At 69.3% G+C, this 17404-nt stretch carries 13 protein-coding genes; 9 read left to right on the forward strand and 4 right to left on the reverse strand.

From position 1 onward, the window contains the following. The first annotated feature begins 1 nt into the window (after position 1). From ABDJ85_RS05175 to ABDJ85_RS05185, 3 genes are all read left to right on the forward strand, one after another. The gene (locus ABDJ85_RS05175; protein WP_347703668.1) at positions 2-667 is read left to right on the forward strand and encodes a Fe2+-dependent dioxygenase; all 666 of its coding nucleotides are present in this window, start codon (positions 2-4) and stop codon (positions 665-667) included. Continuing rightward, on the forward strand, positions 655-1755 hold the full coding sequence (locus ABDJ85_RS05180) for an alpha-hydroxy acid oxidase (protein WP_347703669.1): 1101 nt from the start codon (positions 655-657) through the stop codon (positions 1753-1755). Before ABDJ85_RS05175 ends, ABDJ85_RS05180 begins: the two co-directional genes overlap by 13 nt. A 232-nt stretch (positions 1756-1987) precedes the next feature. Beyond that, entirely contained in the window at positions 1988-2404 is a 417-nt protein-coding gene (locus tag ABDJ85_RS05185; protein WP_347703670.1) for an SWIB/MDM2 domain-containing protein, read from the forward strand. A gap of 90 nt (positions 2405-2494) precedes the next feature. On the opposite strand, the gene ABDJ85_RS05190 is transcribed toward ABDJ85_RS05185, so the two are convergent. Beyond that, the gene (locus ABDJ85_RS05190) at positions 2495-2896 is read right to left on the reverse strand and encodes a response regulator (RefSeq protein ID WP_347703671.1); all 402 of its coding nucleotides are present in this window, start codon (positions 2894-2896) and stop codon (positions 2495-2497) included. 231 nt (positions 2897-3127) lie between these two features. On the opposite strand from ABDJ85_RS05190, the gene ABDJ85_RS05195 reads away from it, so the two are divergent. After that, positions 3128-3919, forward strand: a complete 792-nt coding sequence (locus ABDJ85_RS05195; RefSeq protein ID WP_347703672.1) for an MHFG family PEP-CTERM protein — start codon at positions 3128-3130, stop codon at positions 3917-3919. Here ABDJ85_RS05195 and uvrA read toward each other — a convergent pair. Further along, the gene (uvrA, locus tag ABDJ85_RS05200) at positions 3892-6801 is read right to left on the reverse strand and encodes an excinuclease ABC subunit UvrA (protein WP_347703673.1); all 2910 of its coding nucleotides are present in this window, start codon (positions 6799-6801) and stop codon (positions 3892-3894) included. The two genes, ABDJ85_RS05195 and uvrA, sit on opposite strands and share 28 nt — an antisense overlap. An 84-nt stretch (positions 6802-6885) precedes the next feature. Between uvrA and ABDJ85_RS05205 the strand changes: the two genes are divergently transcribed. The 3 genes from ABDJ85_RS05205 to ABDJ85_RS05215 all read left to right on the forward strand — a co-directional run bounded on the left by ABDJ85_RS05205 (position 6886) and on the right by ABDJ85_RS05215 (position 13277). Next, on the forward strand, positions 6886-8898 hold the full coding sequence (locus ABDJ85_RS05205) for an alpha/beta hydrolase family protein (protein WP_347703674.1): 2013 nt from the start codon (positions 6886-6888) through the stop codon (positions 8896-8898). Between the two features lie 72 nt (positions 8899-8970). Beyond that, positions 8971-10230: a hypothetical protein gene (locus ABDJ85_RS05210; protein WP_347703675.1), complete on the forward strand. Its 1260-nt coding sequence runs from the start codon at positions 8971-8973 to the stop codon at positions 10228-10230. A 47-nt stretch (positions 10231-10277) separates the two neighbouring features. Next, complete coding sequence (locus ABDJ85_RS05215) at positions 10278-13277, forward strand: ATP-binding protein (RefSeq protein ID WP_347703676.1); 3000 nt, start codon at positions 10278-10280, stop codon at positions 13275-13277. On the opposite strand, the gene ABDJ85_RS05220 is transcribed toward ABDJ85_RS05215, so the two are convergent. Beyond that, positions 13237-14055 carry an HDOD domain-containing protein gene (locus ABDJ85_RS05220; protein WP_347703677.1) on the reverse strand — a complete coding sequence of 273 codons (819 nt, stop codon included), beginning with the start codon at positions 14053-14055 and terminating at the stop codon, positions 13237-13239. The genes ABDJ85_RS05215 and ABDJ85_RS05220 overlap by 41 nt on opposite strands. Before the next feature lie 28 nt (positions 14056-14083). Continuing rightward, the gene (locus ABDJ85_RS05225) at positions 14084-14845 is read right to left on the reverse strand and encodes a TSUP family transporter (protein WP_347703678.1); all 762 of its coding nucleotides are present in this window, start codon (positions 14843-14845) and stop codon (positions 14084-14086) included. Between the two features lie 353 nt (positions 14846-15198). On the opposite strand from ABDJ85_RS05225, the gene ABDJ85_RS05230 reads away from it, so the two are divergent. Next, positions 15199-16701 carry a TIGR03790 family protein gene (locus ABDJ85_RS05230; RefSeq protein ID WP_347703679.1) on the forward strand — a complete coding sequence of 501 codons (1503 nt, stop codon included), beginning with the start codon at positions 15199-15201 and terminating at the stop codon, positions 16699-16701. 147 nt (positions 16702-16848) lie between these two features. Next, a complete protein-coding gene (locus tag ABDJ85_RS05235; protein WP_347703680.1) occupies positions 16849-17397 on the forward strand; it encodes a CAP domain-containing protein in 549 nt (182 codons plus the stop codon). Positions 17398-17404: the final 7 nt, after the last annotated feature.

Below are 17404 nucleotides of genomic sequence, written 5' to 3' on the forward strand. Positions count from 1 at the left end.
CATGCTGCTGGCCCTCGAACTCCTCACCGCCGACGAACTCCGGCAAGCGCAACGCCTGCTGGCCGAAGCGCCGTGGGAGGAGGGCACCAAGACCGCCGGCAGCCAGGCCCGCAGCGTCAAACGCAACCGGCAGATCGTGGCCGGCAGTGCGGCCGAGCGCGCGCTGCAGGCGCTGGTGCTGGGGGCGCTAGAGCGCAGCCCCGCCTTCTTGTCCGCTGCGCTGCCGCGCCGCGTGCTGCCACCGCGCTTCAACCGCTATGGGGGTGAGCTCAACACCTATGGCGAGCATGTGGACCAGGCTGTCCGCTACCACGAGGGCCAGGCCCTGCGCACCGATGTATCGGCCACGCTCTTCTTGAGCGAAGGCTATGAAGGCGGCGACCTCGTCATCCGCCACAGCTTTGGCGAGGAGCGCGTCAAGCTGCCGGCTGGCTCGCTCATCCTCTACCCCTCGGGCAGCCTGCATCGCGTTGAGCCGGTGACGCAGGGCGAGCGTCTGGCGGCCTTCTTCTTCATCGAGAGCCTGGTGCCCGACACCGAGCAGCGCCGCCTGCTGCACGAGCTGGACCAGACCCTCATCGCACTGCGCAGCCGTGATGGCGACAGCGCCGAAAGCGTGGCCCTGATGGGCACGTACCACAACCTGCTCCGCATGTGGACACGCTGACCGACGCGCTGAGCCGTTGCTTCGCGCTCGATGACTTCACCGCCGAGGCGCAAGCGCGCCTGAGCGCCGAGGCCTGGGCCTACTTCTCCGGCGGTGCGGCTGACGAAATCACGCTGCGCGCCAACCGGGCGGCCTGGGATCAGCAGCAACTGTTGCCCCGCGTGCTGTGTGATCTGGAGGGCCTGGACCCCGGCGTCTCGTTGCTGGGCCGCCGGCACCGCTGGCCGCTGATGCTGGCACCCGTGGCCTTCCAGCGGCTGGCGCATGAGGACGGCGAGCTCGCCACCGCCGCCGCTGCGGCAGCGCTGGGCACGGGCCTGGTGCTCAGCAGCCAGGCCAGCCAGCCGCTCGAGGCCGTTGCGCGCGCGATGGGCGGCGATGCGGCCTTGTGGTTCCAGCTGTATTGGCAGACCGGGCCCGAAGGCAACCGAGCATCCGGCCGGGCCGCGACCCTGGCCCTGGTGCAACGCGCCGAAGCTGCCGGTTATCAGGCCCTGGTGCTCACGGTCGATGCACCTCTCAGCGGTGTGCGCGATCGCGAGCGGCGGGCGGGGTTTGTGCTGCCGGCCGGGGTCTCAGCCGTCAACCTTGCGCCCGCTCCTGCCGGCGATTGGCGCGCCCTCCTGGCGCGCGCCCCGACCTGGGCCGAGGTCGAATGGCTTTGCGCGCACACGCGCCTGCCCGTCTTGGTCAAGGGCGTGCTCCACCCCGAGGATGCGCGCGAGGCGCTGCGCTGCGGTGCACGTGGGCTGGTCGTCAGCAACCACGGCGGGCGTGTGCTCGACACCGTGCCCGCCACTGCTGCGCTGCTGCCGCGTCTGCGTGACGCCCTTCAGCACGCGACTGGGCCGGGCATGCCCTGCCTGCTGGTGGACGGCGGCATCCGCCGAGGGACCGATGTGCTCAAGGCCCTTGCGCTTGGCGCGGATGCCGTGCTGCTGGGCCGACCGCAGGTCTACGCACTGGCCGCGCACGGCCCGCATGGCGTGGCGCGTTGCCTTGCACTGCTGCATGACGAATTCATCGCCGCCATGGCGCTTTGCGGCGTGCGGTCTGTCGACGAGATCGGCCCCGCGCTGCTGGGCTGACGGGGCACTCGCTGCATCTGCATGCGCTGCGACGGGCACAGACTGACGCGGCCCCGCGACAACCACGATGAATCCTGGGGTGATCAGCGTTTTCTCCTGGGAAAAAGCCTTCTCTTCCCCTAGGGCGCGCAGTACCATCCCCGGCGCTGGGTGCAGCTCGTGAGTATTGAAGGCCTATGCGGCTTTCACCCGGGGCCCCGCACATCAACAACTCGTGATGGAGTGAATCGACATGGCAACTGCAAGCAAGAAAGCCCCGGCCAAGAAGGCGGCGCCCGCCAAGAAGGCGGCTCCGGCCAAGAAGGCTGCGGCCCCGGCCAAGAAGGCGGCGCCTGCCAAGAAGGCAGCTCCGGCCAAGAAGGCCGCTCCCGCCAAGAAGGCTGCGGCTCCGGCCAAGAAGCGCACCCCCAATGCCGCGTTCATGAAGGCGCTCACCCCGAGCTCCGCCCTGGCCGCGATCGTTGGCGCTTCGCCGCTGCCCCGTACCGACGTGACCAAGAAGGTCTGGGAGTACATCAAGAAGAACAAGCTGCAGGACGCTGTCCAGAAGCGCGTCATCAACGCCGACGCCAAGCTGAAGGAAATCTTCGGCAAGGCCAAGGCCGACATGTTCGAGATGACCAAGCTGATCAACAGCCACCTGAAGTGATCTGGGCGTCGGCGACCAAGGGGCGCCGACTCTGCTCAGACCTCAAGCGAAGCCCGGCACTGCCGGGCTTTTTTATTGCCTGGCCTGGTCTCAGCCCGCTGCGTTGCCGGGCGAGGCCCGCAGCTGCTGCAGACGGCGCAGCAGCCGGTCCAGATCCAGCGGCTTGAGCCAGTACTCGGCAAAGCCCGCGTCCTGCGCGGCACGCACCAGGTCCAGCGGGTTGTCGGCCGACACCGCCACGCAGGGTGTCACGTGCCCGGCGGCCCGTACCTGGCGCAGCAACTCGATGCCGCCCATGTCGGCCAGATGCATGTCGATCAGGGCCAGGTCGGGCCGGGCGTCGGTCCAGTGCGCCAAGGCTTCGGCGCCGCTCTCGACGCACACCAGGCGGCATTCGGGCAGCACGGCGCGCAGGTTTTCCTGCAGCAGGATGGTGTTGATTCGGTCGTCCTCAACGTAGAGGACACAGGGGACAGCAGCTTCTTCAGACATGGCGGTGGGCGATCAGCCTGCACGATAGCAGCCCGGCGCCGCCGCACCTGCCCACCGGCCGAAAGGCGCCGTGCAGTGCCTGCAAAGCCCGCAATCCGTGACATCGTGCACTGCGCGGAGATCCCTGCTTTAAGGGGTTTCAACGGGTGAAAACCCGGGGTGGTTTTTAGAATTTGGGCATCCGATCCCTTACTGTTCTAGGGATTGCTCACCGAAGCCCCCGAGGTTCCTTTGTCACTGCTTGCCACCCTTCTCCTGGCCGGCGCTACCAGCGCCAGCGGCGCCGGGGTCACCCTCGCCCAGTGCTCCTGGGACCGCCCGGGTGCCAACCCCTTCATGGGTGACGTGGTGGCTGCGGTAGACCGCTACACCGACATCCCTGCCGCGACGCGCGACAAGCTCAAGGCGCGCATGAAGAACCGGCAGTACGAGGATGTTGCCGTCATCGAGCGTGATGCCATCCGGGGCAAGGCCGAGTACGAGCCGGAGATCCGCGACATGTACTTCGGCCCCGGCAGCATCTGCCGCACCGTCACCCGTGTGAAGTGGAAGCCCGCTACCCAGGAGCGCGGCCTCGTCTACTGCGAGGATGGCCAGTGCATCCTGGTGCCCACCGTATGCCGCAACGTCAGCCGCATCAAGCGCCGGGAAGCCCCGCGCGCCGTGGCCCCGGCGCGGGCCTCGAACGTCGCGTCCTCGACGCGCGAAGAGGTGGCGCCGCTGGAGTTTGAAGCGCCCTCGGCCGGCCCCGTGGCAGCGCCGGGCAGCTTTGCGCAGGCCGTTTTGCCGGTGTCTGACCCGGGCGGCGTGGCCACCCTGGGTGGCTCAACGCCGCGCACCCTCGGGCCTGGCGGCGGCCCGCTGCCTCACTTCGAGCCCGGCCCACCGCCGTTGCCGCCGCGCCGCGTCACCATCACCCAAGGCCCGCCGCCGATCCCGGCCATCCCTGAGCCCTCCACCTGGGCCTTGTTTGGCGCAGGCCTGCTGTTGGTGCTCTACCGCCTGAGCAAGGGCGCCAAGTAACGCCCGGTGTGGCTGCCCTCGTGGGCGGCCACGGCTTCTGGCGTGCCGGCGCACACCAGCGTGCCGCCGCCCGAGCCGCCCTCGGGGCCCATGTCGAGCACCCAGTCTGCGGTCTTGATGACGTCGAGGTTGTGCTCGATCACGACGATGGTGTTGCCGGCATCGCGCAGCTGGTGCAGCACCTTCATCAAGAGCGCGATGTCGCCGAAGTGCAGGCCGGTGGTGGGCTCGTCCAGGATGTAGAGCGTGCGGCCCGTATCGCGCTTGGACAGCTCCAGCGCCAGCTTGACGCGCTGCGCCTCGCCGCCTGAGAGCGTCGTGGCGCTCTGCCCCAGGCGCACGTAGCCAAGGCCCACGTCCAGCAAGGTCTGCAGCTTGCGCGCAATGCTGGGCACGGCGCTGAAGAGCGAGTTGGCGTCCTCCACCGTCATGTTCAGCACTTCGGTGATGTTCTTGCCCTTGTAGAGCACCTCCAGCGTCTCGCGGTTGTAGCGGCGCCCCTGGCAGACGTCGCAGGGCACATAGACGTCGGGCAGGAAGTGCATCTCCACTTTGAGCACGCCGTCGCCTTGACAAGCCTCGCAGCGGCCCCCGGCCACGTTGAAGCTGAAGCGCCCGGGCCCATAGCCGCGTTCCTTGGCGGTGGGCATCTCGGCAAACAGCTCGCGGATGGGTGTGAAGAGGCCCGTGTAGGTGGCTGGGTTGCTGCGCGGCGTGCGGCCAATGGGGCTTTGGTCGACGTTGATGACCTTGTCGAAGCACTCCAGGCCTTCGATCTCGTCATAGGGCGCCGGGTCCGCGTGGCTGTTGTAGAGCTTGCGGGCCACGGCGGCGTAGAGCGTGTCGTTGACCAGGGTGCTCTTGCCCGAGCCCGACACGCCCGTCACGCAGGTGAAGAGCCCGACCGGGAACTCCGCCGTCACGCCCTTCAAGTTGTTGCCTTTGGCGCCCACGATGCGCAGCACCTGAGGGTCGGTCTGCGCTGCGAGCGAATGACGCGTCGTCGGGACCTCGATCCGTTGCCGGCCTGACAGGTAGGCACCCGTGAGCGACTCGGGGTGCGCCGCCACCTCGTCGGGCGTACCTTGGGCAATGATGCGGCCGCCATGCACGCCCGCGCCAGGCCCGAGGTCCAGCACCCAGTCGGCGGCGCGGATGGCGTCTTCGTCGTGCTCCACCACCAGCACCGAGTTGCCGAGGTCGCGCAGGCGCTTGAGCGTGGCGATGAGGCGGTCGTTGTCGCGTTGGTGCAGGCCGATGCTGGGCTCGTCCAGCACGTACATCACGCCCGTCAGCCCTGAGCCGATCTGGCTGGCCAGCCGGATGCGCTGCGCCTCGCCGCCCGAGAGCGTGTCGGCGCTACGGTCGAGGCTCAGGTAATTGAGACCCACATCGTTCAGGAAGCGCAGCCGCGAGGCGATCTCGCGGATCACCTTGGCGCCGATCTCGGCCTTGTTGCCCTTGAGCTGCAGGCCCTCGAAGTAATCCAGCGCCTCGCGCAGCGTCGCGTGCTCGACCTCGTAGATGGGGCGGCCCTTGAAGCCCGCTGGCGCGTCCGCCGGCTGCAGCACCACGTGGCGCGCCTCGCGGCGCAGGCGCGAGCCATGGCAGTCGGGGCAGGGCTTGGCGGCCTGGTAGCGCGCCAGGTCCTCGCGCACGGCCGTCGAGTCGGTCTCGCGGTAGCGGCGCTGCAGGTTGGGCAGGATGCCCTCGAAGGGATGGTGGCGCTTGAGGCTGCGGCGCTTGCCGTTGGCGCCCTGGCTTTCGTAGACGAAGGCGATGTCCACCTCGCCCGAGCCGTGCAGCAGCACCTCGCGGGCCTGCTCGGGCAGTTGCTCCCAAGGCAGCTCCGGGTCGAAGGCGTAGTGCGCCGCGACCGACTCGATCATCGAGTAGGTATAGGGGTTGCGGCGGTCCCAGCCCTTGACGGCGCCACTGGCGATGGAGAGCGTGGGGAAGGCGACCACGCGCTCGGGGTCGAACACCGTGACCTGGCCCAGGCCCTCGCAGGACGGACAGGCGCCGACGGGCGAGTTGAAGGAGAACAGCCGGGGCTCCAGTTCGGGCAGCGAGTAGGAGCACACCGGGCAGGCGAACTTGCTGGAGAAGAGCAGCGTCTCTTCTTTATCCATGTTCAATACCAGCGCTCGCCCGTCCGCCAGCCGCAGCGCGGCTTCAAAGCTTTCGGCCAGGCGCTGACGCAGGCTCTCCAGCGTTTCAGGCCGCAGCTTGACGCGGTCGATCACGACGTCAATGTCGTGCTTTTCGGTCTTCTTGAGCAGCGGGATGTCTGGCGCTTCCACCGTGGCGCCATCGACCCGAAAGCGCACATAGCCCTGGGCCTGCAGGCTGGCAAAGAGGTCCGCGAACTCGCCCTTGCGGTCACGCACCACCGGGGCCAGCAGCATCAGGCGCGAATCCATCGGCATCGCCAGCACGGCGTCCACCATCTGGCTCACGCTCTGGGCCTCCAGCGGCAGGTGGTGGTCGGGGCAGAAGGGCGTGCCCGCGCGGGCATACAAAAGCCGCAGGTAGTCGTGGATCTCCGTCACCGTGCCCACGGTGGAGCGCGGGTTGTGGCTGGTGGCCTTTTGCTCGATGGAGATGGCCGGCGACAGGCCCTCGATCACGTCCACATCGGGCTTGTCCATCAACTGCAGGAACTGCCGCGCGTAGCTGGAGAGGCTCTCGACGTAGCGCCGCTGGCCCTCGGCATACAGCGTGTCAAAGGCCAGCGAGGACTTGCCCGAGCCCGACAGCCCCGTGATCACCACCAGCGCGTGGCGCGGCAGGTCAACGTCGATGTTCTTGAGGTTGTGCGTGCGAGCGCCGCGAACGCGAATGAAGGCGGATTCAGGGGGCCGGGAGACAGGGGACGACATGGCAGTTTTAACAAGCGAACCGGCCATGATAGAGGCCACAATCGCCGCGACTCAAAGGCCGGGGAGGCGCTTGAATTGAAGACCTTGCGTGCAAACTGGCGGCGTGCGCCTTTCGTGACTTGGCTGGCGCTGATGCTGGCCGCTCTTTGCGGCCCGGCCGAGGCCGTCGAGCCGCCGTCGGTGACGGCCTTCTTCCAGCGCGCCCAGGCACGCAACCCCAAGCTCAGCCCCAGCGGCCGCTACCTGGCGATCCAGTCGCTGGGACAGAACAACCGCATGGTGCTGGCCGTGATCGACCTGGAAACCATGTCCGCGCCCAAGGTCGTGGCGGGCTTCCGTGACGCCGACGTCTGGCAGCACGAGTGGGTCAACGAGGGCCGGTTGGTCTTCAATATCTCTGACTCGCCCGATGGCAGCACCAACGTGCGCGGCAATGGGCTGTGGGCGGTGGACCGTGAGGGCGGCCAGTGGCGTCAACTGATCCGGGGCGGTAGCGGCGGGCTGAGCGAGGCCACGCAGTTGGCCGACCGTCGGCTGGAGCCCAATTGGCGATTGCGTGACACCCTCGGTGGTGACGGTGACGAGGTGCTGGTCGAGCGCTGGCCCTGGCGCGACGACATCGGCTCAGCCAGCGTGCAACTGGCGCGGCTGGATACGCGCACGGGCCGCCTCACCCAGCTCAGCACGGGCCTGCCGGACTACGTGCGCCGTTGGGTGCTGGACCAGGACGGCCAGCCACGCCTTGTCGAGGCGCAGCATGCCGGGCGCACCAAGGGCTATCTGCGTGCGGCCGATGGCCGCTGGCAACTGGCCTACGAAGGCGATGCCGATGACGGCAGCCTGGCCGTGCCGGTCTGGTTCGGCCCCGGTGGGCTGGCGTTCAGCGTGCACGGCCACCGTGGCTACAGCGCGCTGTTCCGCATCGATGCCCAGACCTTGCGCCCCGAAGCCGAGCCCCTGGTCCACGCGCCGGGCTATGACTATGCCGGCCACCTGGTGTTTGACCGTGCGGCCAGCACCTTGCTCGGGGTGCACTACGAAACCGACGCGCCCGCCACCGCCTGGTTCCACCCCACGATGAAGGCCTGGCAGGCCGACATCGACGCCAAGCTGCCCGGCACCGCCAATCGCATCGAATGCCAGCGCTGCCTGCAGGCCAGCCACCTGATCGTGACCGCGCGCTCCGACCAGCGGCCGCCCGTCTACCTGCTCTACCGCACCGCCACGCGCCAGTTGCAGGCGCTGGCCGGCCAGCGGCCCGACCTGCCGGTGGCGGCCATGGGCCAGCGGGACTACCACCGCGTCAAGGCCCGTGACGGGCTGGAGATCCCCGTGCTGGTGACGCAGCCGGCGGGCGGTGACCCCAAGCGCAGCCCGACCGTCGTGCTCGTCCACGGCGGCCCGTATGTGCGCGGCACGCGATGGTCCTGGGACCCCGTGGCGCAGTTCCTGGCCAGCCGGGGCTACCTGGTGCTTGAGCCCGAGTTTCGCGGCAGCACGGGCTACGGCGGCAAGCTGTACCGCGCCGGCTGGAAGCAATGGGGCCTGCGCATGCAGGACGACCTGGCCGACACCCTGGCCTGGGCGGTGCGCCAGGGCTGGGCAGACCCCAAGCGCGCCTGCATCGCCGGGGCCAGCTATGGCGGCTATGCGGCCTTGATGGGCGCGGTGACGCAGGGCGACCTCTTCCGCTGCGCCATCAATTGGGTCGGCGTCAGCGACATCGGCCTGCTGTCCAGCATCGACTGGAGCGACGTCAGCGACGAATGGAAGCAATTCGGCATGAAGCGCCTGATCGGTGACCCGGTGGCGGACGCCGCACAGTTGGCGGCCACGTCGCCGCTGCAGCGCGCGGCCGAGATTCGCATCCCCCTGCTGATGGCCTATGGCGGGCTTGATGCGCGCGTGCCCATCAAGCACGGCCAGGCCATGAAGGCGGCGTTGCGGCCCGACCAGGCGCTTGAATGGGTGGACTACCCCGACGAGGGCCACGGGTGGTTCAACCTCAAAACCAATGAAGACTTCTGGGGCCGCGTTGAGCGCTTCCTGGCGCGGCACCTCGCCAGCCCGCCGCCGGCCGGGCCTGGACAGCCCTGAACAGGCCACTGAAACTCGCCCCCGGGCGGTTGCGGCTGGCTGACAATCGCCGCAGTCCTTTGGAGCCCCCTCGTGAGACAGCAGCGCGCCAACGAGTCCCGCAAGCGCCGATCCTGGCTGGACGGATTCATGGCCTACCCGCAGCCCAGCGGCGTGGGCGAAGCCGTCTGGCGCGAGCACATCATGCTGCTCGACCAGATCCTCTATGGCCTCTGGAACCTGGGCGACAACCTCATCTACGCCTGGATGCCCATTGCCCGGGGCCTGCGCGTGCTGGTGGCGCCGCACCCGCTGCTGACCGAGTTTGCGCAGGGCGACGGCATCCAGCCCCCGGGCGAGGTGATCCGCCGCACGCGGCTGCTGGACAAGCTGCTCTCCACCAACGACCCGCTCGACGAGGCCCAGTTCGACGCCGTGGCCGAGGCCCTGGGCGTGACGCCGCGCACCGTGGAGCTGCCGTTCTCGCCCGAGCATGGCCTGGGGCTGCAGCTGATCGCCGCCATCGTGGCGCGCTACGGCATCCGGCTGGTGGAAGACCGGGCTGTCATCCTCTTCGACGCCGTCGGCTTCTCACTGCTCACGCCGCTGCAGCAGGTGGTGCAGCTGAACAGCCTGTCCTGCTCGGTCAATGCGGCCTATGCACGCCTGCTGGACCGCGAGATCAATATCAACTTCGCGCGCACCACCACGGGCGATGGCTTCTACATCTGGAACCGCATGCGCGGCCTGGAAGCCAACATCGAGCTCTACCAGCTGATGCAACTGATCCTGGCCGACAACGCGCTGGCGCGTGAGCGCTCGGCCGAGCCGCGCACCGTGCCGCGCCTGCGCGCCTGCTTCCACGTGGGCTCGCACTACGAGTTCTACCAATCGGAAGGTCTCAACCCCACCTCGTTCAGCTATTTGGTTGGCCAGGTCACCATCGAGCTGGCGCGCATGATCGACAAGGCCCTGCCGGGGCAGATCCTGGTGGGCAAGTTCGACACCGTGATGCGCGACGACGTGTCGGGCGACGAGGTGCGCATCGACAGCCTGGACTTTGTGGACCGCGCCCGCGCCCCGCTGCGCCGGCTCAATGGGCTCAACCTGGCGGGCTCCGAGGTCGAGGAGATTGCCTGCTACCTGACCGGCCGGCGTGACCAGCGCGGGCTCTGGGGCATCAGCGAGTTCACCATCGCCGACAAGCATGGCCTGCCGCACCGCGTCTACAACGCCAAGATCAACATCCACCGCCGCAATGGCGACCCGATCTATCTCGGCTTGCGCGAGGAAGACCTGCCGCCGGCCGCGCATCGAATCACGGCAGAGACGGATTTTTCCGCGCTGACTTGATCTGGCTGGGGGTTGTTTAGCGCTCTGGTGGCAGGTGCGGCCCTAGGATGAAGCGCCCAACCTTTGCGCTGATGCCCGACACGTCTCCCTCCACTGCCGCGCGTGGCCAGCGCCGCCTCATCACCATGCTCTTCGTCGACCTCAGTGGTTCGACGGGCCTGGCCGAGTGGATGGAGGCCGAGCACTACGCCGAGCTGCTGGCCCAGCTCTCTGCGCTGTATGAGCAGGTGGTGCCGCGCCATGGCGGTGCGGTGGCGCGCATCCAGGGCGACGGCGTGCTCGCCATCTTTGGCTACCCCGAGGTGCGCGAGGACGACGGCCGCCGCGCCACCGAGGCCGCGCTGGAGCTGCACACCCTGGTGCGCGGCCTGCGGCCGGCGGGCCCGCTGCCCGAGCACTTCAAGGGCCTGACCCTGCACAGCGGCATTCATGCCGGCGTGGTGTTCGTGGGCGAGGGCGATGCCGTGCGCGGCCGCTACGAGCTGATCGGCAACGCCCCCAACATCGCCGCCCGGTTGGCCGAGAACGCGCGGGCCGACGAGATCCTGGTCAGCCAGGAGACGCTGGGCCTGCAGAGCCATTACTTCGAGACCTCGGCGCGCCGCCAGCTGCATCTGCGCGGGCGGGCCACGCCGATTGGCGTCTACCTCGTCAAGGGGCGGTCGCCGCTGTCGCGCCGCTTCGAGGCCAGTGAGCGCCGCGGCCTCACACCGCTGCAGGGGCGCGCCGCCGAGCTGAGCGTGCTGGACCAAGCGCTCTCGCGGGCTTTTGCGGGCGCCACCTTCTGGGTGGCCGTGCGCGCAGGTGCGGGCCTGGGCAAGACCCGGCTCTGCGAGGAATTCCTGCTGCGCGTGTCCGACCACGCCTGCCAGGTGCATCGGGGCCACTGCGAAAGCTACCTGGTGGCCGAGCCGCTGCAGCCCTGGCTGCAGATGCTGCGTGGCCTGGAGCACTACGTGGGCGGGCCACCCGAGCTGGCCCTGGCGCTGCAGGCGCCGCCCGAGGAGCGTGCCGAGCGCTTGCTGGCGCTCTTTCTTGCGCTGGCTGCCGAGACGGCGCAATTGCTCTTCATCGACGACCTGCAGTGGGCCGACGACGCCAGCCTGCGCCTGCTGCACCAGCTGCGCGACCACGCAGCCCGGCGTCGGCTGCCGGTGCTGCTGCTGACCGCGAGCCGGCCCGCGCTGCCTGGCAGCTATGTGCTGCCCACCACCAGCGGCGCCGACCAGCTGATCGAACTGCCCCCGCTGCCTGAACCCGCCGCCGCCGTGACCGTGAGCCGGCTGCTGCCGCAGGCCGACCCCTTTGTGGCCGCCGAGGTGCAGCGCCATGCCGGCGGCAATCCGCTGTTCCTGGAGGAGCTTTGCCACGCCGCCGCCGAAGCCACCGTGGCCGGCGAGCGTCTTGGCCAGGCGCAGCCCAGCGCGGCCTGGCTGGCGACCTTGATCGAATCCCGCGTCGAACGCCTGCCGCCCGAGCAGGCCGACCTTGTGCGCATCGCCGCTGTGATTGGCACCGTCGTGCCAACCTGGCTCTTGACCGCGCTGACCGGCATCGGCGAGCGTGACGCGGGCGTGCAGGCGCTGGCCGAGCAGGACTTCCTCTTCCCCGACCGCGAGCCCGGTGCGCTGCGCTTCAAGCACGGCATCACGCGCGACGTGGTCTACGACTCCACCGGCCTTCACCTGCGCCAGCAGCTGCATCGCCGCATCGCCGCTCAGCTGCGCGCACGCGGCGCCGAGACAGACAACCTCCACGAGCTGCTGGCTTATCACGACGCGGCGGCCAATGAGTGGCCGCTGGCCGCCCAGCACGCCGAGGCCGCAGGCGACCAGGCCCTGGCCAGCTCGGCGCTGGACCGCGCCAAGCGCCAGTTCCGCGCCGCGCTGGCGGCGCTGGAGTTCCTGCCCGACACGCCGGAGCGTCGGCGCCGCTGGGTCAACATCGCGCAGCGCCTGGGCATGGCTTGCGTGTTCGACGCCTCGCGCGACGACCTGCGCGTGCTGCGCCATGCCGCCGAGTTGGCCCAGGGCCTGGGCGACACCGGCCTGATCGCCCGCACCGATTACTGGCTGGCGTACGTGGGGTATGCGCTGGGCGAGGTGCGTGAGTCTCTGCGCTATGCGCAGGCCGCCGTCAGTTCGGCCGAGGCCTGCCAGGACGGCGCGCTGCTCGCGCAGCTGCCCGGCACGGTGGGGCAGATCCATGCCGCCGCTGCCCATTACCCGGAAGCGCTGGCGCAGTTCGAGCGCGCCATCCAGCGCCAGCGTGAGCGGGCCGACAAGTCCCGCAACCGCGTGGGCCTGGCCTACTCCTTGTGTTGCAAGGCCTATGTGCTGGGCGATCAGGGCGACTTCGATGGCGCCCACGCCGCCTTTGCCGAGGCGCTTGACGCCGTGGCGGACCCCGGGCACGCCGTGCAAGCCAGCATCCAGGGCTGGCGCTCCGCCGTACTGCTTTGGCAGGGCCGCTGGGCCGAGGCGCGCGAGGCGGCCGAGATCTCGCACCGCGTGGGCACCCAGGTGCGCAGCATGTTCACCTGCGCCATGGGCCACGCCGCCAGTGCCTACGCGGCCTGGATGCTAGAGCGCGCGCCCGAGGCGCCGCAGCAGATCCTTGACGCCATCGCCTGGCTGGCCCCGCGCGGTGGCGGGCTGTTCAGCTCGTTCAACCACGCTTGGCTGGCAGAGATCTGCGTGGAGCAGGGCGATATGCGCTGCGCGCGCCATCACATCGCTTGCGCGCTGGCGCGGGCGCGCCAGCAAGACTGGGTGGGCGGGGCCATGGCCTACCGTGCAGCGGCCAAGCTGGCCGTGATGGCCGGGGATAAGGCCCGCGCCCGGCGCTGCCTGGACCTGGCTGCACGCGCCGGCGCACGGCGCGGCTCGGGCCACGAGGCTGCGGTGACGGATTGGGTGCGCGCGGACCTGGGCCTGGCCACAGCTGGCCAGCCGACGCTTGAGGCTGCCGTTCAGCAGCTCAAGCGTCTGGGTATGACGGGCTTTCTCAGCGCCCGTGCTCCTGCGCTGTCTGGATCTGCTCGCTGACGCGGCGCGCCGCCCGCAGCACCAGGCCCTCGTCCAACTGCGCTTGCGGCGCAATCTGGCCGGCGATGGCTTCGAGCTGGTCCGCGTGGTTCATCAATGCCCAGGCGATGGTTGACACCGCCGAGATGCCCCGGCGCTGCATGGCCTCGGGCATGGACATGGTGGCCTGGACCTCGACGTGATGCTTCACGCTCGACACGGCGGCCGGCGCCAGGCCCCAGCTCTCGCACAGCGCCGCGCCCAGCGCGTCATGGCTGACACCGAAGGCCGTGCGCTCCAGCTCCACCAGTTCAGCGTCACGCGTGGCCGCGCGCAGCATGGCGGGGTAGTGCTGGGGGGCATGGCGGTAGAGCACCGCCTTGCCGCATTCCTCAAACAGGCCGGCCGAGTGGGCGGCCCAGGGGTCGATGCCCAGCATCTGCCCCATGCGGCCCATCAACAGCCCGCGCTTGGCGGCGCGGCCCCACACCGGCTCCAACTCCGCCGCCGCCGGGAACGCCGCACGCAGGCCCATCTCGAACGTGATCGCTGCCACCTCGCGCATGCCCAGGTAGGTCAGGGCCTGGTGCACCGTCTGCACCCGGCCCCGCAGGCCATAGAGCGACGAGTTCACTGCCTTCATCACCGCAGCAGCCAGCGCCATGTCGGACTCAACCAGCGCCGAAATGGCCTGCAGATCGATGTCCTCGGCAGCCATCAACAGCGAGAGCTTCACCAGCACTTCTGGTTGGGTGGGGATCTCGATGTCCAGGGAGCGGAGTTGCGGATCAACAGACATGGGGTTCTCCTTGATCCTTGGATCGTACTTAGCCACCGTAGGCCGACCACGCCGTTTTGAGGATCAAGGCCGTGACGACCAGCACGAAAACGCCACGAACGAAGCCCGCGCCGTGCTTGAGCGCGAGCCGTGTGCCAGCCAAGCTACCGGCCACATTGGTCACCGCCATCACCCCCGCCAGCAGCCACCAGACATGGCCCTTGGCCGCAAACAGGCTGATCGCCGCCACATTGCTGGCCAGGTTCATCAGCTTGGCGGCCGCCGAGGCGTGCAGGAAGTCGTAGCCCAGCACCCGCACGAACAGGAAGACGAAGAAGCTGCCCGTGCCCGGGCCGAAGAAGCCGTCGTAAAAGCCCACGACGCCTGCGATGCCGGCCATGGCCAGTTGCTCGCGGCGCCCCTCAAAGCGCGGGGCATGGGCGCGGCCCAGGTCTTTGCGGGCCAGGGTGTAGAGCAGCACGCCCGCCAGCACCCAGGGCAGGGCCTTGCGCAGGCCGTCGGGGCTGGTCAACGTCAAGAGCCAGGCGCCCAGCAAGCTGCCGATCAGGCTCAGCGCGGCGGCCGGCGCCAGGGTCCGCCAGTCCAGTTGCACGCGCCGCAGGTACTGCCCAGCCGCCCAGGTCGTGCCCCAGACGGACGCGCCCTTGTTCGTGCCCATCAGCGTGGCCGGCGCCGCGCCCGGGAAGGCACTGAACAGCGCTGGCAGCAGCACCAGGCCACCCCCGCCAGCCACGGCGTCAATGAAGCCCGCCAGCAGGGAAGCCAGGGCTGCAAAGAGGAAATCAAGCATCAGCGCAAAGGGCAAAAAGAAAGGGCGCCAGACTCACGCCTGGCGCCCGCTTGGCCTTCAGTGTCAGCCGGGATGTGCTGACCGAACTGCTCAATGGTTTGTCTCCTCACCCCGCCTGGTCAAGCGCCGGCTGGTGGCTGGCGCGGACCTCGAGTGGCATGAATGTAGGGTGCCTGATTTATGCGCCAACTTGGGGTAACCCCTGATTACTTTGGAGCGGCTGCCGGGATTTTGCACCAATGAGGTGCGTCCCTCTGGGGAATGCAGGGCCTCATCGGGCTGGTGACAATGGCCGGATGCCCTCATTTAGGCCCCCCTCATTTGCGCATCTGTTGTATCTCTGCCGCAGCCTGATGCTGGCATGTGGGGTCTTGCTGGCGGCTTGTGGGGGTGGCGCCGGCGGCACGGCCACGGGCGGTACCCCCAACTCCGCTGAACCGGCCGATCCGGGCAATGCGTCGCTGCGTCTGGAGTATCTCTGCCGCAGCCTGATGCTGGCATGTGGGGTCTTGCTGGCGGCTTGTGGGGGTGGCGCCGGCGGCACGGCCACGGGCGGTACCCCCAACTCCGCTGAACCGGCCGATCCGGGCAATGCGTCGCTGCGTCTGGAGCTACCGGCCAGCGGCCTCGGCCCTGCCGATCTGGCCGTTGTCGTGGCGGAGGGCGACGCGCAGAGCGAAGCGGTTGCGGCCGCCTACCTCGCCGCCCATGGCGTACCAGCTGGCAACCTGGTGCGTGTGCGCGTCAACACCGCCCTGGAGGCGATCAGCGCGGCCGACTTTGCGCTACTCAAGGCCGATCTCGACGCCAAGCTGCCGCCTACCGCCCAGGCCACAGTGCTGACCTGGGCCCGCCCCACCCGCGTCGAAGGGCCCAGCTGCACCATGTCCATCACCGCCGCCACCGCGTTGGGCTATGACCCGCGCTACTGCTCGGCCAGCGTCTGCGCCACCACGGCCGCCAGCCCCTACTTCGACAGCGAATCGCGCCAGCCCTGGGCTGACCACCGCCTGCGCCCCAGCATGCTGCTCGGGCCCCGCACGCTGGCCGATGCCCATGCCTTGATCCAGCGCGGGGTGGCGTCCATCGCCACCCTGCCGGGAGGCGACGTCTGGGCCGTGCGCACCACCGAGGCCGCACGCAATACCCGCGCGGACGACCTCGCCGCGCTGCCGGGGCTGTGGGGCAGCGCGCTGCGCATCAACTACCTCGACAACGCCGCCGGCCCGGCCAGTGCCAACAGCCTGCGGGACAAGCGCGACGTGCTCGCCTACTTCACTGGCCTGGCCAAGGTCGACCACCTCGCCACCCTGGCCTGGCGACCCGGTGCGCCGGGTGACGCGCTCACGTCCGTCGCGGGCTACCTGCCCACCCCGCCGGGCGGGCAGACCTCGGTGCTGGAGTGGTTGGCCTCGGGGGCGACTGGCAGCTACGGCACCGTTCAGGAGCCCTGCAACTTCACGCAAAAGTTCCCCAAGGCCAGCGTGCTGCTCGACCACTATTGGCGCGGCGCGCGGCTGATCGAGGCGTACTGGAAGTCCGTCGAATGGCCAGGCGAGGGCCTCTTCGTTGGCGACCCCCTGGCCCAGCCTTTCCAGGACGCCCCCAGCCTCAGCGTCGTCAATGGCCAGTACCAAGTCCGCACCCGCAACCTGCGCCCTGGCGCCCGTTACAGCCTTCAGTACCGGCTGGCCGGCAGCAGCACCTGGTCGACCCTGGCCCAGTTCACCGGCACGCGCGGGCAGGTCCTTCAGGCCACCGCGTCGCTGGCGCCCAGTGCCGCTGTCCAGCTGCGTTGGACCGGTCCCTGCGCCGCCGACTCCGCCGCCAGCTGCGCACTGGCGACATCACCGTGACCGAGCACAGGCGCGCGGGGCAGGGCAAGTGGTCAGCCTGTCACGCCTTCTTGGGGGATGCGTCAGGCCTGCACTCGCTGAGAATGTGACGTCCTTGTCATTCAACGATGCCAGCGGGCCTCCTGCCCGCCTTGCCAAAGCCTTCTTGTGACGCCCTCCCGCGCCCTGCGTTCCTGCCTCGTCAGCCTTTGCGCCGGCTCCTTGCTGCTCACGCCCGCGTGGGCCTGCCACCCGGCGCCAGAGGTCACCCAGGCCGCCCTCAACGGCCTGCGCAAGCAGGCTCAGCGCTGTGGCGACCATGCCGTTGCAGCAGTTGGTGCGCTGCAGTTCAACCCGCTGCTGGAGGCCTCCGCCCTGCGCTATGCCCAGGAGCTTTCGTCACGCGACCGCATCGACCACGTGGGCGCTGCGTCCAGCTCCCTGCGCGCGCGGCTGCGCGAGTCGGGCTACGCCATGCGGGTCGCGGGCGAGAACCTCGCTGGCGGCCCTGAAACCCTCGACGAAGCCCTCGCCGGCTGGATCGCCAGCCCCGTGCATTGCGAGAACCTGATGTGGCCCGCCTTCACCGAGTTCGGCCTGGCTTGTGTGCGTGGTGCGGGCAAGTACCAGCGCTATTGGGTGCTGCACCTTGCCCAGCCGACCCACCCTGGCGTGTCGGTCGCGCCGATCAGGATGGCGATGGTGCCGGTGCCCTGAGGCCTGG

The sequence above is a fragment of the Roseateles paludis genome (assembly GCF_039872745.1).
Classification (GTDB): domain Bacteria; phylum Pseudomonadota; class Gammaproteobacteria; order Burkholderiales; family Burkholderiaceae_C; genus Pelomonas; species Pelomonas paludis.